At 48.4% G+C, this 23,600-nt stretch carries 19 protein-coding genes; 2 read left to right on the top strand and 17 right to left on the bottom strand.

Features of this window, described 5'->3' with window-relative positions; genetic code table 11:
- The 7 genes from HUU10_05745 to HUU10_05715 are packed head-to-tail and all read right to left on the bottom strand — an operon-like array spanning position 1 to position 9,791.
- A complete protein-coding gene (locus HUU10_05745) occupies positions 1–1,998 on the bottom strand; it encodes a S8 family serine peptidase (protein ID NUQ81097.1) in 1,998 nt (665 codons plus the stop codon).
- Positions 1,995–2,999: a MoxR family ATPase gene (locus tag HUU10_05740; protein ID NUQ81096.1), complete on the bottom strand. Its 1,005-nt coding sequence runs from the start codon at positions 2,997–2,999 to the stop codon at positions 1,995–1,997. The genes HUU10_05745 and HUU10_05740 overlap by 4 nt, the downstream gene beginning before the upstream one ends.
- On the bottom strand, positions 2,978–4,345 hold the full coding sequence (locus HUU10_05735; protein ID NUQ81095.1) for an insulinase family protein: 1,368 nt from the start codon (positions 4,343–4,345) through the stop codon (positions 2,978–2,980). The genes HUU10_05740 and HUU10_05735 overlap by 22 nt, the downstream gene beginning before the upstream one ends.
- Positions 4,342–5,592 carry an insulinase family protein gene (locus HUU10_05730; GenBank protein ID NUQ81094.1) on the bottom strand — a complete coding sequence of 417 codons (1,251 nt, stop codon included), beginning with the start codon at positions 5,590–5,592 and terminating at the stop codon, positions 4,342–4,344. The genes HUU10_05735 and HUU10_05730 overlap by 4 nt, the downstream gene beginning before the upstream one ends.
- The gene (locus HUU10_05725; GenBank protein NUQ81093.1) at positions 5,589–6,896 is read right to left on the bottom strand and encodes a peptidylprolyl isomerase; all 1,308 of its coding nucleotides are present in this window, start codon (positions 6,894–6,896) and stop codon (positions 5,589–5,591) included. The genes HUU10_05730 and HUU10_05725 overlap by 4 nt, the downstream gene beginning before the upstream one ends.
- On the bottom strand, positions 6,896–7,738 hold the full coding sequence (locus tag HUU10_05720) for a hypothetical protein (GenBank protein ID NUQ81092.1): 843 nt from the start codon (positions 7,736–7,738) through the stop codon (positions 6,896–6,898). The genes HUU10_05725 and HUU10_05720 overlap by 1 nt, the downstream gene beginning before the upstream one ends.
- Positions 7,713–9,791, bottom strand: a complete 2,079-nt coding sequence (locus HUU10_05715) for a peptidylprolyl isomerase (GenBank protein ID NUQ81091.1) — start codon at positions 9,789–9,791, stop codon at positions 7,713–7,715. Before HUU10_05715 ends, HUU10_05720 begins: the two co-directional genes overlap by 26 nt.
- Before the next feature lie 111 nt (positions 9,792–9,902).
- Between HUU10_05715 and HUU10_05710 the strand changes: the two genes are divergently transcribed.
- Positions 9,903–11,033, top strand: coding sequence for a glycosyltransferase family 4 protein (locus HUU10_05710; GenBank protein ID NUQ81090.1), 1,131 nt, complete (start codon positions 9,903–9,905; stop codon positions 11,031–11,033).
- Complete coding sequence (locus HUU10_05705; protein ID NUQ81089.1) at positions 10,993–11,754, top strand: WecB/TagA/CpsF family glycosyltransferase; 762 nt, start codon at positions 10,993–10,995, stop codon at positions 11,752–11,754. The genes HUU10_05710 and HUU10_05705 overlap by 41 nt, the downstream gene beginning before the upstream one ends.
- Before the next feature lie 2 nt (positions 11,755–11,756).
- Here the strand turns inward: HUU10_05705 and HUU10_05700 are convergent, their stop codons facing one another.
- From HUU10_05700 to HUU10_05655, 10 genes are read right to left on the bottom strand one after another with little or no spacing between them, the layout of a single operon-like run.
- Positions 11,757–13,223, bottom strand: coding sequence for a hypothetical protein (locus HUU10_05700; protein ID NUQ81088.1), 1,467 nt, complete (start codon positions 13,221–13,223; stop codon positions 11,757–11,759).
- Positions 13,213–13,980 (bottom strand): WecB/TagA/CpsF family glycosyltransferase, encoded by a 768-nt coding sequence (locus tag HUU10_05695; protein NUQ81087.1) that lies wholly within the window; start codon positions 13,978–13,980, stop codon positions 13,213–13,215. Before HUU10_05695 ends, HUU10_05700 begins: the two co-directional genes overlap by 11 nt.
- Positions 13,977–15,050 carry a glycosyltransferase gene (locus tag HUU10_05690; GenBank protein ID NUQ81086.1) on the bottom strand — a complete coding sequence of 358 codons (1,074 nt, stop codon included), beginning with the start codon at positions 15,048–15,050 and terminating at the stop codon, positions 13,977–13,979. Before HUU10_05690 ends, HUU10_05695 begins: the two co-directional genes overlap by 4 nt.
- Entirely contained in the window at positions 15,040–15,888 is an 849-nt protein-coding gene (locus HUU10_05685) for a glycosyltransferase (GenBank protein ID NUQ81085.1), read from the bottom strand. The genes HUU10_05690 and HUU10_05685 overlap by 11 nt, the downstream gene beginning before the upstream one ends.
- A complete protein-coding gene (locus HUU10_05680) occupies positions 15,839–17,125 on the bottom strand; it encodes an O-antigen ligase family protein (GenBank protein ID NUQ81084.1) in 1,287 nt (428 codons plus the stop codon). Before HUU10_05680 ends, HUU10_05685 begins: the two co-directional genes overlap by 50 nt.
- Positions 17,122–18,327 carry a glycosyltransferase family 9 protein gene (locus HUU10_05675; GenBank protein ID NUQ81083.1) on the bottom strand — a complete coding sequence of 402 codons (1,206 nt, stop codon included), beginning with the start codon at positions 18,325–18,327 and terminating at the stop codon, positions 17,122–17,124. Before HUU10_05675 ends, HUU10_05680 begins: the two co-directional genes overlap by 4 nt.
- 5 nt (positions 18,328–18,332) lie before the next feature.
- The gene (locus HUU10_05670; GenBank protein NUQ81082.1) at positions 18,333–19,343 is read right to left on the bottom strand and encodes a hypothetical protein; all 1,011 of its coding nucleotides are present in this window, start codon (positions 19,341–19,343) and stop codon (positions 18,333–18,335) included.
- A complete protein-coding gene (locus HUU10_05665) occupies positions 19,336–20,826 on the bottom strand; it encodes an oligosaccharide flippase family protein (GenBank protein NUQ81081.1) in 1,491 nt (496 codons plus the stop codon). Before HUU10_05665 ends, HUU10_05670 begins: the two co-directional genes overlap by 8 nt.
- 23 nt (positions 20,827–20,849) lie before the next feature.
- Positions 20,850–22,421 carry a right-handed parallel beta-helix repeat-containing protein gene (locus tag HUU10_05660; GenBank protein NUQ81080.1) on the bottom strand — a complete coding sequence of 524 codons (1,572 nt, stop codon included), beginning with the start codon at positions 22,419–22,421 and terminating at the stop codon, positions 20,850–20,852.
- The gene (locus HUU10_05655) at positions 22,418–23,551 is read right to left on the bottom strand and encodes a polysaccharide pyruvyl transferase family protein (protein ID NUQ81079.1); all 1,134 of its coding nucleotides are present in this window, start codon (positions 23,549–23,551) and stop codon (positions 22,418–22,420) included. The genes HUU10_05660 and HUU10_05655 overlap by 4 nt, the downstream gene beginning before the upstream one ends.
- Positions 23,552–23,600: the final 49 nt, after the last annotated feature.

The following is a 23,600-nucleotide window of genomic DNA, read 5'->3' as shown; positions in this document are numbered from 1 at the left end:
TTATTTCAGAAAAACGGCTTTTCGGACCTTTGTTTGATTCTGTGAATGGACCACCAGAAAGTAAATTCCGGAAGCAGGTTGATAACCGGAAGATTGAGGATTCCAGCTCAGATAATTCACCCCTCGCTGCAAGACTCCGTCGGAGGTACTGACCAGCCGGCCGGTAATGTCAAAAACCTGAAGCTGAAAACCGGAAGACCGGGTCGTGGTGACCTTTAAACTCACCGAGGGATTAAATGGATTCGGGTAGGCATGCCCGATGGTGAAATCGGGATCGGGTTTTTCATACACCGTATCGATCACCGGTTTGAAGGACCCTCTCCGGATGTTTTTTGCAGTGGTTTCCGATTGTCCGATGACCAGGTAACGTCTGAATTCAGGTTTTGTTGGCCAGTTGAAGGAAACCACCTGACCGGGTTGACTTCCCGCTGCTCCGGTTAATGAGAACCAAACCGTATCACCCGGCTGCCATTGATTGGGTATAGTGACTGTCAGGGCCGAATCGGACAAAACCGGGGTAAATGACTGGTCTGCCACTCCCGGACGGTGAAAATGAAACCGCAAACTATCATGAATAAAAGGTCGGTTCCAGGCCAGAAAACCCGACAAAACCAGATTTCCATTCTGGAGAGTGGCTGTGAAGGTATTTGATACGGCCGGTCCGGCTTTATAAAGCGCATTCAGGGGATGAATCACCCCATGTCCATACCGGTTATCCGGATTCGTAAACCGGTCGGCCGATTCACGCAGGTACTGATTTAAATCTGAAGGGGTCAATTCCGGGTAGACGCTCAGTATCAGAGCACCGGCTGAGGCCGAAAGGGGTGATGCATACGATGTCCCATTCCCACTGGCATAGACCAGTTTGGAATTGGTGGCAATCAGATTGCCGGAGCCCATGGATAAACCATCAGGTTTGATGCGACCGTCATTGGTCGGACCACTTGATGAAAAACTGGCCAGGGTGCTGTCGAAGCGGACAGCGCCGGACGAAAAGACATAGAAACCATCGGAAGGGGCAATAAGAGTGCCTGGTACCAGGTTTCCCTCGTTTCCAGCTGCAACAAAGACAGCCAGGTTTTTATCGCGGGCGGCAATGTCGGCGGCAATGGTACACTTGGTTGTTTGTCCGTCAAAGTCACCATTGGCGTAAGTATATCCCGATCCGTCATCGAAGGTGGTATAGCCCAGTGAGGAGTTCATGATATCCACACCCATCGATTCGAGCCATTCAATACCCGCCACCCAGTTGTCTTCTTCGATCTGGGTCTCTGTGGGTGAATATTCGGTTTTTGTGAGAAGAAATTCAGAACCAAAGGTTCCGCCAATCATCTTCCCGGGCAGATTTGCTGCCATCAGGGAAAATACGGCAGTACCGTGAGAATCGTCACCTGTTACATCGGTATCCTTCTCAACGAAATCGTACTCGGCGAGAACGGTTGCTCCCAGCAGGGCTTCATGCGTGCGCCATTTGGTTCCGGCATCCTGAACACCCACCCGGATTCCTCTTCCGGTAATTCCGAGACGATGAAGCCGATCCAGACCAGTGAGCCTGATCTGAGTGGCTCCGGGTCCGTAATCAAGACCGGGGCTCTGCTTAAGTAAACCATCTGAACCGGTAACGGGAACCATGGTTTCCCTCGGTCGTACCAGTTGCTTAACCGGTTCCAGACCTGCCACACCTTTCATCTGACTGATCCGGGATAACTGATCGGCGGTTGCCGTAACGGAAACTGCATTTAACCACCGGGATTGCCGGTGAATCACTGCACCGGTTTGTTCAATCTGAAGAATCATCCGGGGATCAACCGGGTAATCATACCAATCGGGACTCCAACCGGTGGCCAGTTTTTCTTCAATCTGGCCATCAGGAAAAACAACAGATAGCCGCGACAGACTGGTGACCGTTGGTTTGGATTCGAAAAAGATCCAGTGCCGCTGCTGAGCCTGACCGTAAACGGGCAAAATCAGAAATACCAGAAGCAGACGAAGCGTCATGACAAGCTTTTATTTAGGTTGTTCAGTAAACTTTGAATCACATCATCAGGTGACATACCTTCTGCCTGAGCAGAAAAAGTGAGGATCAGACGATGACGAAGCACCGGCCCGGCCATGGCCACAACGTCTTCCCATTCCGGAGTCGACCGACCCTGGGAAGCAGCTCTGGCTTTAGCAGTCAGAATGAGAGCCTGTGAAGCACGCGGACCCGCACCCCAACGAATAAAGGATTTCAATTGCGAAGGAAATCCCGCAGTTCCCGGCCGGCTCATGGTAACCAACCGGACCGTCCGGTCGATCAGCCAATCGGAAGCGGGAAGCACCGGCACGGATTCCTGTATAGCAAGAAGTTCCTCCCTGTTTACAACCGGAGTCAGAACCGGCTGGATCCCGGTGGTGGTCCGGCGGATGACTTCTCTTTCCTGTTCCTCGGTTGGATAGGTAAGCAGCAACGAGGTCATAAACCGGTCCAATTGAGCTTCGGGAAGCGGGTAAGTGCCTTCCTGTTCAATGGGATTCTGGGTGGCCAGCACAAAAAACGGATCAGGAAGGGCCAGTCGTTTACCACCGGCGGTCACTTGCTTTTCCTGCATGGCTTCCAGCAGAGCCGACTGAGTTTTGGGAGGTGTCCGGTTAATCTCATCGGCAAGAATCAGACTGGCGAACACCGGTCCTTTCACAAAGGTAAAAAAGCGTTTTCCGGTTTCCGGATCCACTTCCAGAATGTCTGTTCCGGTGATATCTGAAGGCATCAGATCGGGTGTGAACTGAATGCGACTGAAACTCAGGTCAAGTGTTCTTGATAACGATTGAATCAGAAGCGTTTTTGCCAGACCGGGAACACCGATCAGGACACTGTGCCCACGTGCGAAAAGGGTCAGTATCAACTCTTCGGTCACCTGCTCCTGACCTACAATGACCTGTGAAAGGGATTGACGGATCCGCCTGGTAAATAATTCGATATCTGACGGTGTCAGCTTCACTGAGGACCTTTCTGCCATTGTTGAGGATCGATCACCTGCACCTGGCCCCAGGATGAAATCTGACCGGTGACGTCGGCGGCATTTCCGGCCACAATGATGGAAGCCTTCTGCGGATTCAGGTATTTGCGTGCCGCATCGAGAACCTGTTCACGGGTAATCTTTGCAATCTGATTTCTGAGGGAGGAAAAATAAGAAGCATTCAGGTTATACAGCCTGATTTCCATGATAGCCTGTGCAATCTGATCATTGGTTTCAAAATCGGAAGGAAACCGGCCTGTCATGTAGTTTTTTACATTGTCGAGAGTGGGAGTATCAACCGGTTCTCTTTGAAGCCGGGCCATTTCCCTGATTATTTCATGAACCGATTCGCCGGTCACTTCCGTTCGTACATCGGTCACAACCGTAAAAAAGCCGGGATACCGTCGTTCTGAAAATGCAGAACGAACCCCATAAGTAAAGCCTTTGTCTTCCCGAAGGTTCAGATTCAGTCTGGAACCGAAATAGCCACCGAGAATGGTGTTCATCACCATCACAGCAGGAAGGTCGGGATTCGATTTCGAAATACCGTGATGGGCAATGCGGATGGACGACTGAACAGCATCTGGTTTATCAACCACCCAGATTTTGCGCTTGTTGATCAGCGGAAGTACCGGCAGGGTTTCTGGTTCGAGGGCATGGGGTTTCCAATGACTGAAATGCTTCTCAATTCCGGGCAGCAGCGTTTCCGGATCAAAATCACCAATGGCAATCAGTAAAGATCCGGTCGCCTGAAACCGGTTCTGATAGTGTTCCAGAATGCGGTGACGGTTGATTTTTTCGAGGGACCAGGTCGTACCGGATACCGGGAATTCATACAAATGTTTCGGGAACAAAGCCAGACTCATGGCATAACCGGCCAGCCAGGAAGTCGAATCCATGTTCATCAGAAATTGGTTTTTGCGTTGTTCCACCAGAAAATCGATGTCCTCCTGACGGAATCCAGGATCCATAACGGAATCGGCAAGAAGTTTGAGGGCATCAGCCGAATAGGTTGAGAGGGCTGTGATTCCAATCCAGGAGGAGTCCCACTGACTCCCCGAAGAAAGCCGCCCTCCCATGAACTCCGTTTTTTCGGCCACTTCAGATGCGGTGAGCGCAGAGGTACCCCGGCTTAACAGATCGGCGACCACCGAGGTCAGACCTGGCAATCCGTCATCGTGATTTCCACCGGTAGACATCATGATTCTGAAGCTGACATGAGGAAACGTTGGGTCGGTCAGCAGTACGACCGTCAATCCATTTTTCAACGTGTATTCTTTCCAGTCGGGGAACCGGAAATCTGCAGATGGTCCGGGTTCGGGAACCCGTTGTCGGTCGATTGTCATGAATTTGATTTGGGTAAGTAGTCCAGAACAACCCGGTGTCGTGATTGAAGCCAGGTACCGGCCACGCGCCGGATATCATCAGGGGTAACCGCCAGGATCTGACCAATCAGTTGATTTACCAACTCCGGACGATTGTACAATCCGCAATATCTTGAAATAAAGTCTGCCTGATTGGCAATTCCCTGCATCCGGCTGATGAGGGCAGAGACTGACAGGTTTTTCACCTTCTGCAACTCCGTTTCGAGAACCGGTTTTGCGACAAGTTCAGCAATTTCTTCGTCAATTGCTGTCTCAATTTCTCTGAGGGAGCCGCCAGGACGGGCAATGGCATAAATCAGGAAGGCCCCCGGATGTTCATTTTGTTCCTGAAACGAGACCACAGACTGAGCCATCCGTCTGTTGTAGACCAGTTTCTCATACAGCCGGCTGCTTTTGCCGTGGGTGAGAATATCGGATAGCAGATCGAGCGGCAGATAATCAGGATGGGTTTCCTCCACGGTCCGGAGTCCGATAAAAACCGCCGGAAGCTGAATCTGGTCATAAATGACTTCACGGATATCGGCAGACAGCGGTTCATCAAAAGGAATCGTTGTTTTCTGGTTTCCTGCTGGAGCGAATTCGCCGAAATAGTGATGAATCAGATCAGCAACACGGGTGGGGTCAATATCACCGGCCACAATAAGCGTTGCGTTATCCGGGGCATAAAACCGCTGATAAAAGGACTGCACATCATCGAGGGTGGCTTCGGTCAGGTGATCCATGTGCCCGATAACAGGCCAGCGGTAAGGATGTTGTTTATACAGACGGGACGACATGTTTTCCATGGCAGTTCCGTAGGGCTGATTATCCACGCGCTGCCGTCTCTCTTCCATGACCACATCGCGTTGCAGGTCCAGACTTTCCTGACTGATGTTCAGAAACCGCATGCGGTCCGATTCCAGCCAGAAAGCCAGCTCCAGCTGATGGGAGGGTAAAATGTCGTAGTAATTGGTCAGATCTTCGGTGGTATAAGCATTGTTTTCACCACCTGCGTTCTGCAAAACGTGATCAAACATTTTGCCAGGGGCGTTTTTGCTGCCTTCGAACATCAGATGTTCAAACAGGTGAGCAAAGCCGGTTCTTCCCCACGTTTCATTTTTGCTTCCCACGTGGTAGACCAGATCTACGGCAACCAGCGGGGCACGGTGGTTTTCAATGGTGACCACCTTTAAGCCATTCGGCAGGACAAATTGCCCGAATTCGATCATTCCAGTTCAGCAGCTTCCGGTTGGTATTTCACTTCAATAAAAATGCCAGATTTCGCCTTTTCCATCCAGGCTTCAAATGCATCGTTTCGTTTCTTTTCCAGAGCAATTGAACTGAGTTCATCAAAATCCAGTTCCAGATTCATCCGGTGTTCGGGCAATTTCGATTTTACCCAGACGATATGGTAACCCACCTGTCCCGATTCTGTCGAAATCTGAGCGGGTTGTGAGATAGATCCGGGCTCCAGACTGTTCACAATGGCCTGCTGGGCTGGTGTCAGTTCAGTCAGGGGAATTTTTCCGAGAAATCCACCTTTTCGCGAGAATTCATCCTTTGAATGGATGGTGGCCAGATTCTGAAAGGTTTCCTTTCCGGCCAGTATGGCTTCTCTCCAGTCAGCGAGCTTTTTCACAGCTGCTTCATGATCCAGAGAGGCGCGGTCTGCTCGGATCAGAATATGCCGGGTGTTGATGGTTTCACCGCGGCGTTCAATCATCTGAATCAGGTGATAGCCAAATTCGGTTTCCACCACATCGCTCATCTCGCCGGGCTCCAGTTTGTACGCTGCTTCTTCAAATTCGGGAACCAGTTCCCCACGTTTAAAAAAGCCAAGTTCTCCACCTCTGGCGGCGGTTCCGTCTTCCCCGTGCCGGCGAGCCAGATCGGCGAATGCCACTCCGGACCTGATGCTGTCCCGGATGGCGGTAATTTTGGCCACCGCCTTTTGTTTTGCCTCATCGGTCTGATCAGGAAGGATAAAAATCTGATAGAGTTCTGCCGAGGCAGGAATGATCGGCATGGAATCGAGGTGCTGCCGGTAAAAATCTTCCACTTCAGGACGTGTGATCGTCAGCGATCCGAACTCTTTCTGTTTGATGGTATTAACCATTCGCTCCTTCTGGACACTTTCTCTCAGTTCATTGCGGATCTGAAGAATACTTTTTCCGTAATAGTCCCGGACGGCCGTTTCTGAACCCAGCCGGCTGATCAGGTAATCAATCCGCTGATCCAGTTCGGCATCAATCTGCGCTGCAGGAACCCTGATACTGTCCAGTTTGGCTTTGGCCAGCAGAATTTTTGATGAGACCAGATTTTTCAACACATCATTCCACAGTTCATTGCTGACCGAATACATCCGGTTGGAATAGGCAAAATACTGAGCCTGCATATCCACTTCAGACTGAAGAATGATTTCATCATTGATGACGGCCACCACCCGGTCGATGGGTTGCCGGGTTTCCTGAGACACCGCCACCTGACAGGTCAGCAGAGTTAACAACACACTTAAAAAACCAGAACGGACCATTACTGTATATTTATCCTTACTCTGAATGAACGTTTTAAACTATCGAGAACTGTTTCAATGCGGCGTTGTCTTTCCTTCACCAGCATACGGTCTGAAAGATCATCCCGTACAACAGAAAAGGGCAGAATATTTCCTTTACGGTAAACCGAACCGGTTCGTGCCACCAGAACCACCTGCTTTCCATCCTGACCCTTCACCGGCCGGATCAACCAGCGGTTTTCTGAGAGATAGCTTACTGTGGGGTCCTGCATCAGTACCCTGATCTGATCCAGATACAGAAACACACCAGTGCTGTCGGTGGAAGGTTCTGTACGAAGACTGTATTTTTCTTTCAGATATTTCCATGAAGGATTTAGCCAGGCTTCATTCTGAACCGCAGATGCATCCAGTAATTCAGCCACGTAAAAGTAACTGAGGGTGGCTGCATCATCCCGGGCGGTCCATTCCTGCTGCCCGGCCTGATAGGTATTCATCAGGACCGAATCAGGAATCTGCGGATCAAAACGGTTCGAAATGGAATCCAGAACCATCCCCGCTACAAGCCGACGGGTAATATCTTCAATTTTTTGCCTGACCGGCTCACTTCCGGCAACACCGGTAGCCTGCCCATACTGATAAAGCAATTCGGTATCGAGCCATTGAGCCACATAATGGCGCAGCCAGGTGATGCTATCAGTTGCAGAAAGACCCCGGGGCACCAGATTGGTGATCTGCAAGGCAGTCAGTGTACTGTTACCCGCCTCTGCAATCACCACCGGTTCGGGTTCTTCCTGCCTGGAACACCCGATCCCGATGGCAAGCAGCAGGATCAGAGAACTAAGATTTCTTCTTGTCGCTGACAAATCGTTTTACTGCTTCCTGATTGATCTGAATGGATGCATTCTTTTTCAGGTTTTCGATTGATTCCACTTCACGTTTACGCTGTAACCGTTCGTTGTAAATTCTGGTCAGGTCTGCACGGGCTTCGTCGAGTGACTTTGGAGCGGCAGGGACTTTATCCAGGAAAAAGACAAACGATGGACGGTTGTTGATGAATACAAGCGATAAATCGACTTTATTAAAAGGTTTACCCCACAAACGGGAAGCATCCTCACCATCTCCGGGAGCCACCACCAATGTATCGAGGGCGACAATGAGGTTGTTGTCAGACATCAGGTTAACCAATTCATCGAAGGTAGCAGGGGGTGACCAGGGTTTAACCGGTGCGGTCTTCCCTTTTTTTCCTTTTGCAGGTTTGGGTTCCGGTTTAACTACCGGAAATCTGACGAGCGAATCAGCATGGTTGAAATTTCTGATGGAAAGGACTGCAAATTTGCCTCGCTCCGGCCATTGATACTGCTCGGGTGTTTCTTTCCGGATGGCAGTCAGTTCCTCATCGGAAGGAACTGCAGGTTGCCACAGTTCATTTTCCATCCATTTGAAAAGGACCAGACCATCCTTGAAGGAAGCCAGAATATCAACAAATTCCGGATCGTACTTATCGAGATGATTGATGTATTCCTCGATGTAGTAGTCGGTCAGGAACTGTTCGATCAGTTTTTCGTTGGTTTCAGCCGATTTGGTAAATCGGGATGACATTCCGCGTCCCTCGCCCCAGGTTATCAGACCATTCACCGTCAAAACCCCTTCAGAAGAGGAAAGGACGGTGGACTGATAAACCGAATCCAATGCAGTTGCAAGAGGGATATCGACTCCGGCAGAATCCTTTGGCTGCGCTTTCCAGAGGGCGGCAGATGCCGAAACGGCCTTCAGAACCGACCGGTTTACATTAATTTTATTTTTGGGTGTGAGTTCCTTAAAGAGCTGTGCCTTGCGGGAATCGAGACGATCGGTCTGCCGGCTGACAATCCGCGACAGGTTTTCATATTCCTGATCAAGGGTCGGACGTTTCCCAAGAGAATCCAGCCGGATGATATGATATCCCCAGCGGGTCTTCACGACTGGTGAAATTTCGCCGGCCGATTTCATCACATCAAAAATCATGTGGTCAAATTCCGGAACCCGACCGCTCGGTTTCCATTCTCCCATCGATCCTTTATTCTGTTTACTTGGAAAATCTTCTGATAACTCCTGTACCAACCGGTCAAAAGAGTCACCTTTAACAATCAGCTGATAGGCAGAGTCAATGACTGTGCGTTGCACGGTGCTATCCTTGTCATCGGCAAACATGAGCATGATGTGGGAAATGTAACGGGGGTCAGACGAAGGTTTTTCGCCATGAACCTTGATCAGATGGTAGCCGAAGCTGGTTCTGATCGGACCGATCACTGAATCCCTGACCGAGTTATAAACGGCATTCTCAAAGGGATAAACCATATCACCGCCGGTGAACCATCCCAGATCACCTCCGTTTTGTTTGGCCGAGGGATCCTCTGAGTGCTTCCGGGCGGCTTCTTCGAAGGAAAGTCCGTTTTTGATTTCCTTCAGGATTCCATTGATCCTGAGCCAGGGAACGGTACTGTCACCCTGTCCGCGGGAAGGATTATATTGAATAAGAATGTGGCTGGCATGCATCATTTTCTGCCGGCGGGAATACAACTCTTCGATGAGGTTTTTCTTGATGGCCCCATCCATCACCCGGTTTTGGGCGAGTGTCCGCTTATACTGGGCAAATTCCTGCAAAAGAACGGAATCCTGATGAAACCCTTTTGCCTGGCCGTCCAGAACCTTCAGACGGTAGACAATGTAACGATCGAGGAATTCATTCACTCCCCTTTCGGTAAAACTGGTATCAGACAGTGAAGATGGTGCGTTCTTTTCCATTTCTCTGAGCAATGACTCAGAGGTAATAACCTGATCTTTGAAACGGGCAACCTCATACGGTCCGGATTGACATCCGGTGAGAGCGGCCAGAACCATAGCCGGTAACAAAATCCGGAAACGGTTGGTCTGCATTCGTATTATCTCCTTCTATCGTGTTATCGCTGGGCAATCAACGATTTGTTTTGTTTTTTATGGTATAATCCTGCAAATTACTTGCCTTGGCAGGTAAAATCAAAACCAGTTGTGAACCATAACCCCCAGTTAAACTCATCAGCGGAAAAACCATCTCTTCCGTTGATCACCCATGTGTGCAAACATTTTTACCCTGTCTATGGAGGACTGGAACGATTCGTTCATCAACTGATCAGACACACCAGCTCTGGTTTCCGCCATCAGGTGATCTGTTATAATGATGATCTGGACGGACACAGGAACCGACTGGAATCTGCAACGGTTTGGGACGGCATTCCCATTTTCAGGGTTCCATGCCTGAAAGCCGGCTGGTTGCACGCAGCCTGGTTACCAGCCCGGGTCCTCAATGAATCTGATCTGATTCATGTTCACTCCATGGATCTGCTGCTCGATCAGGTCATCCGGCGATTTTCCGACAAACCGATGGTCGCTTCCACACACGGACTCATTTTCCATCATTCACGTTTTACTCTTCTGAAAAGTGCCTATTTAACCCTTTCCGGACTGATACGGGGAAATAATCCCGACACCATCCTGGCTTCCGGACAAACCGATTTTGACAAGTGCAGGCGATTTTTTCCATCTGTTCCGGTGGAGCTCATTCCGAATCCGGTTCAATACCCTTCCTCCCTTCCTGAACCTGATCCAATGGATCGGAAAGGGGTGATTGCCCTTTTCAGGTTTCAGAAAAACAAGGCACCCGATACGGTGCTTTCTGTGTATCAGTCGCTCAGGGAGATCGGTTTCACTGGGCCATTGACGCTGGTGCTTTCGGGGGATGGAACAGCCATCAGCAGGTGGGCGTACCGGCACCGGTTTTTTTTACATACTGCTGAAATCACCCTGCTTGTTTCCATCCCTGAGGAAGAAAAGTGGGAAAAACTGTCCCAATCGGAATGGATGATACACCCCTCGGAGTATGAAGGATTCGGCTACACGATTGCAGAAGGGCTTATCGCAGGTTGCCGGGTATTGGTAAGCGAGCTGGTGTATCGTAATTTCGGGGAAGTAGGTCCCCCCTACATTCAGGCAGTCAGTTTCGGACAACCACAAAGGGTGGCCGCGTTGATTGCCGGATCAACCAATTCAACAATTCCCCGGTTTAAAGGGTATACCGGCTGGCACTGGGTTCAACGGAGTCATGAATTTTCTGCTATCTACCGGAAATATACCCAACCCTGACCATGTTCATGGTCTGATCTACCTGAAACAGGTTCCCGTTCATACGGCCTCACGCCCGACCTTGTACGCTGCATTTTCTGAAAGGATCCGGCAAAAGTCACCTGCCAGTATTTTCAATATCAACGTTCATGCCTTTAATCTGTTTCATCAGAATCATGAATTTGCCTGCTCGATCCGCTCGGCTGATTTTGTCATTTGTGATTCAGATATCATCCGAATCCTATCACGGTTCCTGACCGGATTTGAACCGGAAAAACTGACAGGCAGCCGATGGGTTCCCGACTTCCTGAGTCATCACCGGGAACCGCTGCGGATTTATCTGCTGGGAGATACTGAACAGGTTCTTCAGCAATGCTATTTTAAAATGAAAGTCTGGACTCCGGAATCGAACATCCGGTTTCATTCGGGTTTCTTTGAAGCAGACAAAACCGAATCCATTATTGAAGACATCAATCAGTTTGAACCAGATTTACTTCTGGTTGCAATGGGCATGCCGAAACAGGAATTGTTTTTACACGAGCATGCTGATCGTCTAAAGGCCACGCTCCGCATTCCGGTTGGCGGTGCATTCCGGTATTGGGCAGGGGTTTTTCCTCAGGCACCCGGCTGGATGCTGAAGCTGAACATGGAATGGCTGCACCGGATCTGGCTGGAGCCCATCAGACTGTTTCCCCGTTACCTGAAAGATGCCGGACGGTTTCTCGTCCATTTTCTCAGGTAGTTTTACCAGCGATCGGTCCGAACCCGTTCAAACCAGGGCATTTCATACCGGATCCCTGCTGACAGAGACACACCTTTATTAAGATACAGGGCCGGCATCAGATAATCCGAAGAAGTCCAGCCCGGCGCCAGCCACACCCTGATGTCCCGCCACATCCAGGCCATCTGAAGGGAAACGGTCAGCACCTGCTTTCGTTCACCTTCAAGCAGGGACACATAGTCCATAAACCTTTCATCGCCCGGTGGTTCCGGGTGTCCGACCCGGTAATCTTCCCCAACGGAACGACCGTCTGGTCTGGTAGCACCCGTCATCCGGAATTCAACATCCAATGCAGCAGAGAGTCCTGCTGACGCATGACTGATTTCATTATAAAAACCGACCATCACGCTGTTTGGACCCACCGTTGGTCCCATTGGTGACCCATAGTGAGTCAGGTTGTGGGCAGGATCCCGGTGGGAGTAGGTAAAAGGTAAAATCCAGATACATTCAAGGTCCGATCCGAACTTCCATTCATTCCATGTCTGATCAAAACTGATTCCGGTCAGACCAGCTGCTTTATTTCTGAACCACCCGGTTCCCAGTTTTTTCGTCTCGAGATCATCAATCAGAATTTCCTGATAAATGGATCCCCAACCGGTTGATAAGGTCAATCCAAAACCCAGAATGGCATTGTCAGGGCTGAAATTATAGTGATCCACTGCTCTGAGGAACAGAAAGGGATTCAGGTATTCTGCTTTTACAGAATGACCGGTGGTTACCATGGCTTCATAAGCATAAACCGTCAGCCAATCAGGCCAGTTCATACTGGCCCGGTGCCAGATTACCGACTTATCAGACAATTGATTGCGTATCGAAAAATGCTTCATAAAACCATAAATCACTTCATACCGGAAAACCGATTTTTCCATCTGAAACCAGATCAGAGGAAAATCGCCCGTGGTACCGTTCAACAGAAGATTATTACGGGCAGAAGGACCCGAAATCACGGGAAATTTTCCGGCCTGAATCTGCCAGTCACTGCCCTTCCAGGAAATGGCGCCCGATGCATCCCCAAAATCGACCTGGTTGGCCGGACCCATCGCAAATTGGTTCTCGCCGCTTCCCTTGAACCGAACAAAATTTAATCCGGCCAGACTGCTGTCACCAGCCATCCCCTTCATTCCGGAAATCTGTGTGTCATGAAAGGACGAGAAAACCGAAAGCGAACCGTCGGTATAAACAAATCCGACTCCGCGTGAGTTTATCAGATATGACTGCTGACGGTCCGAGTAAGATACCAGTTGTCCCAGGGGAAAAAACCGGAACCGGGCCTCTGCCGCGTTCACAATCACATCGGGAAGCCGGATGGTCACTGAATCGGTTTTTCCAAACGGATAGGGTCCAAAGTCCTGAGCTGCAAGGCTGGCAGGAAGCCCTAAAAAACAACTGATCAGCAGATTCCACCGATCGGGTCGCCAGTTATTTTTCATTTTCAATCCTGATAAATCCCAATTTTTCGCCGAGGATCCTGATCAGGAACAGCGGGTTTCCGATGATGTACCGTTTAAACAGGCGTCGTGGTTCATGCAAAAAGCGGTAAAACCATTCAAGTTTTAAGTGATAAGCCCAATCGGGAGTCATGCTTGCATGTCCGGAAATGTAGTCAAAAACAGCACCACCAGTCAGTACCACATTGTATGACAGATTCTGATCATGTTCCAGAATCCACTTTTCCTGAAGAGGCATCCCCATGCCCAGAATCAAAATGTTGGGTCTGGCCTTCCGGATTGATTCAAGCGTGTGATTCACATCCTCTTTATTCCGGAAAAAGCCATCACGGTAACCGGCAATTCTGATCTCGGGAAATCTGGTTCTGAGCACTTCGACTGTTTTTTCCATCACAGCCGCCTGCGATCCGATCAGATAGACTGAAAATTGATCCTTTTCTGCAATCTCGAGTAATTTCCAGATCCACCGGTTGTAAGTGATTTTTTCTCTGATTGTTTTTCCCTGCAGGCGTGCACCCAGGCGAACGCCATCGCCATCGCAAAAAACGATTTCGGACTGGTTCAGCATGGTGCGGAGCCACGGGTTTTGATAGGCCAGATTCATGCAGTGAATATTGACGTTCAGAATCTTCGCCTTTGCACCGCTCCTGATGTAGGAAATAATGGTGTTCCCCAGGTCATCACTGCTGAGATTGTCGATTCCAACGCCAAGTAGGGTTACTCTCCCGGTAGGTTTCATGCTTTTTCCAATGATCCTTTCATCCGGCTGCAGTTTGATTCATAAGAATAGTTATCCCTGACAAATTCATACCCCGCCAGAGCGAGTTGTTTTCTTTTCTGAGGCTGCCTGATAAGTAACCTCAGCTGATTAATCCACTCATCTTTCGAACCAGCGAGCAATCCCGTTTCATTGTTTTTAATAATTTCAAGATTGGCACCGACCGGCGAAGCAACCGAAGCAATTCCCAACGACATGTATTGAATCAGTTTAAAACCACACTTTCCCCTTTCCCAGGGCGTATCAAATAGCGGCATCACTCCCACATCGAACGCTGGCAGCCTGGTCTGTTCTTCCTGAGGGGACCAGAGATGATAGCTGACATGGACCCCTTCAGGAGAAAATTCACGGATATTCGAAGCACCAATGACCGAAAAAATGAATTGGTCCGTTTTTGCCAGTTCTGTCAGAGCTTCACCAATCAGATCCAGATTGATAAGAGTGGTCCAGCTTCCGATCCAGCCAATCACAGGTACCGGGTTGGCGGGTTTTTCAATCGGGTAAGCATGATAAATGGTGGGTACCATTACCACGGACCGGTTAAAAGCTTCAGAATGCCTGGCAAGATACCCACTTCCAGCCCATACAGTATCCGCCATGGCAATAATCCGGTTCACCTGAGCTGGATTCCTGAGGTAATCGCGCCAGTTTTTCCATTTATCTGGTTTTGAATAGATGGCGTCATCAAAATCAAAAATCAGGAAGGATGAAAACCGTCTGATGATCCATTCAGTAACCGGTGTAAAGAAAGGAAATCCTTCCCGGTGAATGATATTAATATCAGCCTTGGCTGCCAGCGGAAGCCTGAAAATCCGGCCGGTCAGAAAGACCATCATCAGAATAATTTTGAAAACCGCAACCAGCAGGCCCGGTCGGTTTTTAATCCTGTAAAAATATTCCGGAAACAGGTAGTCGGTGGTAATGATGTACCCTTCTTCCAAAAAGAAAGGATAAAACTGAGCAAGTCTGTATCGGGTCGAGGCATCCGATTCGGGCCAGGTAGCCCAGACCCTGATCGATTTAACCGGCATTTTTGAAATGGCCTTTCACATTTTTCAGATAGGCCCGGACCCAGCTTTGCGGAATGATTTCAAAGCGGCCATAGGTGAAAATCTTAATCGCCTGCCGTTTGAAGCGATACCATATATTCAGAACCGGGTACAGCCAGCGGTATGTGTGACGGAAAGGGGTCAGATCAGCATAATCACGTCTCAGCCAGGATTTCTCGAGAGCGATTTTGCCCGAATTGATGGTTCCTTTGCTTTCACCATGCCAGCGGTAATAGGAAAAGAAATCATCCACATACATGAATGTGATTCCGTGTTTATAAAACCTGAGCCAATACTCATGGTCCATGGTATAATGAAGATCCTGACGCAACGGACCTACTTTTTCATAAACCGACCGGCGCCAGAATGTGGAAGACTGCGGAATGTAATTCATGGTAAAAAGCATGATGTTGAAATCGAAGGGCAATTCATGCCTGGCAAAGCGTATCTGATCATGCTGATCGATGGTATAAGTGGCACCATAAATACAGTCAACCGATGGGTTCTTCTGGAACATTTCAACCACACGGGACAACACGCCCGGGACGAATACATCATCAGAATTCAGCCAGCAGATGATATCACCGGTTGTTTTTGAAAAGCCTTTGTTGATTGCGTGGCTTTGACCTTCATCCTTTTCACTGACCCAACTGGTGATCCGGTCTTCGTATTTTCTGATGATTGAAACGGATTGATCGGATGACCCTCCATCAATAATGATATATTCCTTGTCAGGGTAATCCTGGTCAACAACACTCCGGATGGTTCTCTCAAGAAATTCTGCCTGGTTGTAGGAGGGCGTGACGATGGATACTTTCATGGGTGTTTCCTCTGGTAGTTAAAATGCCCGGCAACCAGGCTGATAAAATAAACAGTAACATTACCGATGTATCGGCAATCGCTTCGGTACTGAGGCTGATCCCCAGAATGACAAAAACCAACAGCCGGTGATCTGGAAAGATGGTTTGGCGGTACAGGGAGAAAAAGAAGAGCAAAGCCAGAGGAAGGCCAAAAGCCAGTGAAATAACCAGCCATGAATTGGAGTTTCCCGATTCGGAAACTTCTCTGACCAGGTACTCCTTGTCACTTTCGATACCCAGTACGTTTTCATATTCGGTAATCCGGATGATATTTCCCAGTTGATCTGCATCAGTCGGCCCCACGCCAAACCACGGATTCTGCAGCAGAATATTGGTGGTGACCTCAAGGAAAAAGGCCCGGTAAACAAACGAACCTGCCTGTTCGCCCACCACCTTATCGGTCACGTTGTCAGCAACAAGCCAGGAAAGAAACAATCCGACCGGAAGAAAAAGGACCCCGTACAGAATGCGCCTTTTTGAAGAAGCAAGCATCACGGCCACCTGAAAGGCCAGAATCAGCAGACCTGTGGTGGAAAAAGTACTCAGCACAGCCACTGCAGCCAGAATCGCAATGATACGGTCCTTTCTGATAAACCAGGCGATGAAAAGAGTGAGATTCATGAAAATCTGCAGCACACCAGGCTCCCAGAACAGGCCTGTATTTCTGTTGAAAATACCGTAGAAAATAAAATTGGTATGGGTGTAGTAAAACAGATAGGCAAAGGTCTTATAAGTCATTGTCTGATTCTTGTAGACAACTGACAACTCGAGAAAAATGAACTGCAGGAAAAAGGCTGCCAAGGCATGGAACAGGTATATTTTCAGTGCCAGATATAAATCATCGGCAAAAACATAGCCGGTATAGTTTTTATAAAAAAGGATAATCTGAATGGCATTCAACGCATTCAATGAATAAACCAGGTAGAGTTTTTCGGTCGCCGTGTGTTTATTGATCAGAAAATTTAACAGAAAGACCGAGGCAAGTACAGTCAGGGACCAAAAAAGGATTCTGATATTTCCGGACCGGTTAATCACTGAAAGAGTGACCGGAAGCAGGATGGCAAAAATGATCAGATTGATCGAAAAAACCGGAACCAGACGGATTCCCCCTGCAGAAAACATCAGAAGGAAAACCAGAAAGACTCCCAGATGCCGGATGGGCAGCCCCCACCATTTCTGATTCAGGTCCGACATCATGGGCCTACCGTCAGTAACCGGATGGCAGCATTCACAACGTCACGTGGAGCGATCAGATTAATATCCTGGTCCGAGCCGGTTTTGAACCGGTTGTATAGCACCCGGGCAGGTTCTTCTGAGGGATTTATTCCGGGAGGATACACATACACCGACCTTGTATTCATTTCTGGTGGGTAGGGTGAATACCGCATTAAATGATTACCGTTCGAAATACAAACAACCGGGGTTTTAAGTGCAATTGCCAGGTGAACGGCCCCTGTTTCATTTGAAATAAGCAGACGTGACTGACCGATGATTGTGGCCAGAGCGGTAAGGCTGGTTTTTCCGCATACATTTTTTACCAGAGCGGGTGCAGACAGATTTACTATTTCTTCTCCTGCCCATCGGTCTGCTGGAGATCCGCAAACCACAAACGGCCCCAAACCCGATTCATTCAGCTGCTTGATGACCGCTGCAAAATTAGATGGATTCCACTGCCGTGACCGTTGGGCTGCTCCGGGAAACAATACCACTGCACCAGCCAGGTCATCATATAAAAATCCCTCCTCGCGGAAAGGGATCAATGATGGCTGGGAAGGCCAACCGGCCAACAAACCGCTGTTTTGAAAGAAATGCCGCAAAAGACTGAATTCGAAAAATACTTCATCCGGCGGTGAAACAATGGAAGTGTAATACCGATCGGACCAGTGAATTTCACGTTGAGTCAGGTACACACTGACCCCATCATTTTTCATGGTGATCCTGTGGGGTGACCAGCAAAATCTGGCGATGGCATCTGTACCTCTGAACTCACGGGACGAAACAGGAAAAAAGGCGGATCCATCTGCTGTTTTCGAAAACTGGTTTAACCAGGACCAGCGGTACCAGGGAATCTTCCTGAACCGACTGTAATTTACCCAGATGATTTTATCGGCCACGTCCCGGTCAATCAGGTGAGCCAGATCCTTCACTGCCAGATTTAAAACCAGGGTGATTTTTCTGCCGGAAAGCCGGGATTCTGCAGTAAGCGCGTTCAGAAATGGAAGTAACAGAATAAAATCGCCGATTCCATCGGGTTTTACGATCAGAATCCGGTTTTCTGCCAATCCGGGTGTTATTGATAACATCCGTCTGATCAGAAGCTGAATGGAATCCTGACTGTAGAAGACCAACAGAATGCCCAGTCTTACCAGTTTTCTGATAACAGAAATGGCAGTTTTCAACGATTTTACCCTGTAATGCGGGATTTAACCCGATAAAGAAAGTCAGCAGCCGGAATGGCGATCATGACAAACAGGCCAATACCTATCATTCCGATAATCAGGAGAACGGTTCGTCTCGGAAAATATTTTACGGCAGGAATGGAGGCTGTGTCAAGAACATCGAAGGTTGTTTTTTCCTTCAGTACGTTCAGTTTAACCAGTTCATACTGTTTGCGTAATTCGATCCAGATTGTGTTGGACACCTGAACATCCCTGTTCAATCTTCCCCACTCGGTTCTCAGACTCGGGGAATTTTGCCAGGACCGTTCCTTTTCCTCAAAATTTTTCAGTCTGTCTTCAGCCAGTTTCATTTCCATGCTGACTTCTTCCAGCCGTCCTTCAAGAAACTCCTTCTCCTCTATTGACTTGGTTCTTCTGGAGAAATTGTGGTACCGGTCCAGTTCATCGATGGCGGTATTGACCAGATCGGCACACAGGGCCGGATCATGTGGCAACCGGGCAGAAAGAGTTACAATACCGGTTTTCTTATCAATCGAAGCATCAAACACATTTTCCCTCAGATGTTTAAAAAGAAGTTTTCTTTTCTCTTCAGCAGCGAAAGATGTTTTTCCGGAAGGTTCAATCTCAAATAGGGTATACAGAGAAATCAGACTGTCGCTTTTAACATATTTCCATTTTTTCTCTGCCAGTTTTCCGAGGATCCGTTCAGAAAACATGATATCGGGAAACAGTTCATTGTTGCTGTCGGAACCGGGGAGATTAAATCCAAGGACCGAGGCAATGGAAGAATAGGCAGCCAGCGGATTTGCAGAGGTTGCCGGCAGAATTGTGGCAGTGGCCATAAATTTGTCGGGAGTCAGCAGCAGCCAGGCCAGCAGACCAGCAGACAGGACGCCACCTAAACCGAGCAGATAGAAAAGCCGGCTTCGGTAATAAGCAAGAACAGGACCAATGTTCTCAGATATCCGGCTGGTCAGCAGGTCAAGTGATACAAATTTGCCATTGGTTTCATTCATGGACGGATACAGCCTTTCTGGAAGCCCCATTGAGGGGAAGTAGATAGGAAAAATAAAAGACAACCGGTATCAGAAGCGCTGAGACCATTTTAAGAACAGGATCATTCAGAAGAATGACAACCGCAAAAAACACAGATGGAGCCAGTAAGGTGGTTCCAGAATACCAGTTGCTGATGTTGAACAATCGTTGATGAAGCACAGTACGGGTCACGCTGCCAATGAGCAAGGGTACCAGATACCTTCCATACACAAATCCTGAAGGTCCGGCAATCCAGTAGCCAATCGGCATGGTAACCGCTGAAAGCGCAATGCCTGAAAGACCTGAAAGGGTGTTTAATTTAACCAGACCGGCTCCGTTCATAAAATAAAACGGGATTATTGAAGTAATGCTGAAACCTGCATACACAATAAAAAGATGAACATAAACAAGGCTGTTCGCATACACATCAGCCGGAAGCCACAAAGCGATGAGCCATTCACTCAGCCAGTAAAATATCAGCAAACCTGCCAGACCAGCCCCAACCACCCAGGCTTGTAGTTTCCGGTAAGCAAGCTCCATCCCTTCCTGGTTGGCTGATTTTCTTGAAATTTTAGGAAAAATCCAGGTTACCGCCGAAGAAAACAGACTGTGAAACTGGGAAGCGACCATCTGACCAATAGAATAAAAGGTAAACGTCTGGATACCACCCACGGCTGCCACGATGTACCGGTCAGCCTGTGAGGCAATAATTCCAGAGATGGACTGGCCCCACGACCACAGGCTGAACCCCAGGACTTTTTTCATCGACTCCTGATCAACCGACCAGGACATCAGGTGAAAACGCGGATAATCCTTTTTCAGTTTTTTCCATTCAGCAATCACAAAAAAACCAGCTGCTCCCAGAGCAAAAGAAAAAATCCAGACCAGATCGGCGTGGAATGTCAATGCCACCATCTGTACAATCAACTGGGAAAGTTTGGAGGCAATTGTCCATTTTGAGGCCATTTCATATCGTTCGATCCCTTTGTAAATAGCCACAAACAATTGCTCATAAAGCCGCAGCAGGAAAATGATCAGCGTCATCACACCCAGAGTTACCCACACCGGCGCTTCACCGGTTCCCGTGAGCACAAACGGAAGAACCACAATCCCAGACAGTATAAAGACACCCAGAATGACGATGGATAATCGATTCTGAAGCGCTGTGATTGAATTTACCAGGTGAATCTGTGTATCGCGCTGGTCTTCCCTGCTGAATTCTGATACGAACTTAATCACCGATTCACTCATGCCAAAATTGAGAACTCCCAGGCCCGCAATGACCGAGTTAATCAGCATCCAATAGCCAAAATCCTCCACCCCAAGGTGACTAATGAAAAACGGTGTGGCAATCAGCAGGAGAATGGGATAGATCAGGGCATCGGAGACTGTCCAGAAGGCCTGACCTGCATATTTAAGCGGGAGTTGAATGAGACGGGAAAAGGCGGGAAAAAGTTTGGTCATGAGACTTCGGCGGTCATCCCCGATTATTTACTGACCAGAGTGGCCGTCCAGACAAGCTCAGAACTCAGGTTTAACTTTTCAGAAATGAAAATATCGGAAAATACCAGTTTTTGCAGGTCACTTTTAACGGTAAATCGAATAGCTGACGGATCTGATACGGGTCTGACGGTCTTTACTTCAACCACCAATTGTTTCTGAATCTGCGGGTTTGCCGGATCAAAGACCTGCAGCCCATGAGGGACTTCAACCGTTTGTTTTCCGGTTAATGCCAACAACCGTATTCTTCCGGAATTTTCGGTCACCCAGCCGTCATTTCCTGAAAGGGTCACTGAACCGACACCTGAAATGTAACAATCAGGTCTGATGGACCGGATATCACCTCTGAATTCGTTGCTGTTAATGGAGATATCCCGGCAGGCTGAGGAAATCTGAATGGCATGCACCTGAATCCGGTCGGTGAGAAATTTGTTTTTTGTCACCGTTACATTGGTGGTTTTTGGCATGGATGCCAATTGTGGCCAGGACGTATCGGTAAATTTGATGTGATAGGTCCTGTCTGTATCCCCCTTCCGGCCGTTCAGCCGGAATGAATTGCCAGATACCATCATGTTTTTTGTATCATCAATCCAGATTCCTTCTCGTCCGCTGGATGAGACCAGGTTATCGGTGATTTGAATATCGGCGGAACCCCGTTCGACGGTAATTCCCCGTGATCCATTGCCCATGATTGTATTCCGGCTGGCTGTTATTCCCACACAGGTTTCGAGAAACAAGCCTCCCATTTTATTGTCAATGATGGTATTCTGACTGATTTCACCGTAATTCGATCGGAAAAAATGGGTGCCATCTGACTTTGAACCTGACAGTCTGCAATCCCTTACCTGAAATTGATTGACAAAGGAAAATTTTACTGCACCCTGATCATCACGAGTGGTCCCTTTAACCGGTCCCACATTGGGTTCCAGGTAATCGTTGTACTTATTGCAGGTATTCAGAAACACACAATTCTGGATATTTACGTTGCTGATGGGTTGGGACTCACTGGTTCCCATCACTCTGATTCCATTTGAAGACAGATTCGAAAAGGAAGTACCAGTGACTCTGATATCCGAAGAGGCCCCGGTGATCACGATTCCGGCAATATTCACATGATCGGGAAGTTGATCCCGGTTACCATTGATCTGTCCATTCATGATCCGGACATTTTTTACATTCCGTCCCCAGAAAACATTCCCATCCTGTCTTATTTCAGGAGAAACGGTAATGGTCGTTCCGCTCAGGTCCAGATTGATATTAGAAGGTAAACGGATTCCGGAAGGAGAAGTTATCAACACATTAAGGTTTTGCAATTTTAATGTGGAGGAAGCCGGTTGAACGGATGAAACCAGCTTAATCAGAAACTCCGAATCAGAAACAGTCAGATTTGAACCAGTCTGTTCAGACTGTCCGGGTTTCAGAATCAGCGAATCCTGTGATTTCTGGAGAGAAAAACCGGTCAGGTCCGTTGAATCGATAAATGGTTCATCGGTCAGGGAGGTACAAGCACCCAAAATAAACCATCCAACCATTTGAAGAAGGACAAACCGGTACTTCATATCTGGTTTCCGAGGGATTGAATCAACAAATTCTGGTAGGTTTTGCGCGATTCGTTTTTAATACCACCGATAACCGCCGGATAATCCTGCAACCCATTGATCAGTTGTTCCAGAGCCCTGAACATCTCATCGGTAGTGGCATCATTAATGAACCAGGATTTCAATCCGATCATTTCTGCCATTCTGGCCCGGCTGTCATTTCCGATTATCAGACTTGGTTTACCCAGGCTGGCCATGAGAAAAGCACCGTGTACACGGTTCATCACTCCGAAGCTCGCCCCGGAATAAAACCGCATGAATTCCAGATAGTCTTCACTGAAGAAAATCTCTGCATCCGGGATCAGATTTCTGACTTCACCGATTTCCTTCTTGTTGTGACAGGAAAAAACCACCCGGATCGTTGTTTTCAGATGCCCATAAAGCCTGAGAACCGTCTGGCGCCATTCCTGACTGTTGATTTTCTGACCGAGGGTGAAATGAGCTCCTCCTTCCATGTAGTTAAATACCACGTACTCGCCCGGTTTTGGATGGATGTTGTGGTAATCCACCGCAAAAATGCTGGTGCAGGGTAAAACCGGAAGTGCTGAAACTCCGGCTTTTGCACAAATCTGAGCGGCCAGCGGATCACGAACCGTGGTAAGGACACTTTCCCGGGTAAGCTTTCTGATATACTCATACTCTGCAGGGAACCGGTCGAACTCCTCTCCTGCAGAAAAATATGGCTGACAACTTCCTCCAGCCAGATTGATAAATGGGACAGAAGGATTCATCCCTCTTCGACGGACCATCAGAGGCTGGTACCATTCATTCTGGCTGCAATAGGAATGATCGGATGGCAGACACCAGAATACCGGTGCGCCGGATTGAATAATCAGGTCTGCTTCACGGATCCGGTCGGGCAACAGACTAACCGGTAAAAACCGGTCGATCCGCCGGGCAAACCGGTTATCACGCAACCATTCAAAACCATAAGTACTCGAAATCGGGGCATGTTTGTGAATCGATTGAAAGTGGAATTGCCGGTCAGGAAAGGCCGAGGTGAGAAGATGTTTGATTCCTTCACGGACGAAATCATCACCAACATTATGCCTCACCGTGGTGATGATGGCCGTTTTAATTGCTTTTTTCATGCAGGAATCTATGTTTTCTCAGTTAAATGGATTAGAGGAACTTATTTTT

This window comes from Bacteroidota bacterium (assembly GCA_013360915.1).
In the GTDB taxonomy this organism is placed as follows: domain Bacteria; phylum Bacteroidota; class JABWAT01; order JABWAT01; family JABWAT01; genus JABWAT01.
Note: the sequence above shows the minus strand (reverse complement) of the source record. Positions and strands in the feature narration are given on the sequence as shown.

Coding starts and splice junctions, on each gene's coding strand:
- HUU10_05680 (NUQ81084.1), bottom strand. CDS start 17,125: ATGATGTCGGACCTGAATCAGAAATGGTGGGGGCTGCCCATCCGGCAT.
- HUU10_05665 (NUQ81081.1), bottom strand. CDS start 20,826: ATGACCAAACTTTTTCCCGCCTTTTCCCGTCTCATTCAACTCCCGCTT.
- HUU10_05745 (NUQ81097.1), bottom strand. CDS start 1,998: ATGACGCTTCGTCTGCTTCTGGTATTTCTGATTTTGCCCGTTTACGGT.
- HUU10_05725 (NUQ81093.1), bottom strand. CDS start 6,896: ATGGTCCGTTCTGGTTTTTTAAGTGTGTTGTTAACTCTGCTGACCTGT.
- HUU10_05715 (NUQ81091.1), bottom strand. CDS start 9,791: ATGCAGACCAACCGTTTCCGGATTTTGTTACCGGCTATGGTTCTGGCC.
- HUU10_05735 (NUQ81095.1), bottom strand. CDS start 4,345: ATGACAATCGACCGACAACGGGTTCCCGAACCCGGACCATCTGCAGAT.
- HUU10_05730 (NUQ81094.1), bottom strand. CDS start 5,592: ATGATCGAATTCGGGCAATTTGTCCTGCCGAATGGCTTAAAGGTGGTC.
- HUU10_05670 (NUQ81082.1), bottom strand. CDS start 19,343: ATGAATGAAACCAATGGCAAATTTGTATCACTTGACCTGCTGACCAGC.
- HUU10_05690 (NUQ81086.1), bottom strand. CDS start 15,050: ATGCCGGTTAAATCGATCAGGGTCTGGGCTACCTGGCCCGAATCGGAT.
- HUU10_05740 (NUQ81096.1), bottom strand. CDS start 2,999: ATGGCAGAAAGGTCCTCAGTGAAGCTGACACCGTCAGATATCGAATTA.
- HUU10_05705 (NUQ81089.1), top strand. CDS start 10,993: ATGAATTTTCTGCTATCTACCGGAAATATACCCAACCCTGACCATGTT.
- HUU10_05655 (NUQ81079.1), bottom strand. CDS start 23,551: ATGAAAAAAGCAATTAAAACGGCCATCATCACCACGGTGAGGCATAAT.
- HUU10_05695 (NUQ81087.1), bottom strand. CDS start 13,980: ATGAAACCTACCGGGAGAGTAACCCTACTTGGCGTTGGAATCGACAAT.
- HUU10_05685 (NUQ81085.1), bottom strand. CDS start 15,888: ATGAAAGTATCCATCGTCACGCCCTCCTACAACCAGGCAGAATTTCTT.
- HUU10_05700 (NUQ81088.1), bottom strand. CDS start 13,223: ATGAAAAATAACTGGCGACCCGATCGGTGGAATCTGCTGATCAGTTGT.
- HUU10_05660 (NUQ81080.1), bottom strand. CDS start 22,421: ATGAAGTACCGGTTTGTCCTTCTTCAAATGGTTGGATGGTTTATTTTG.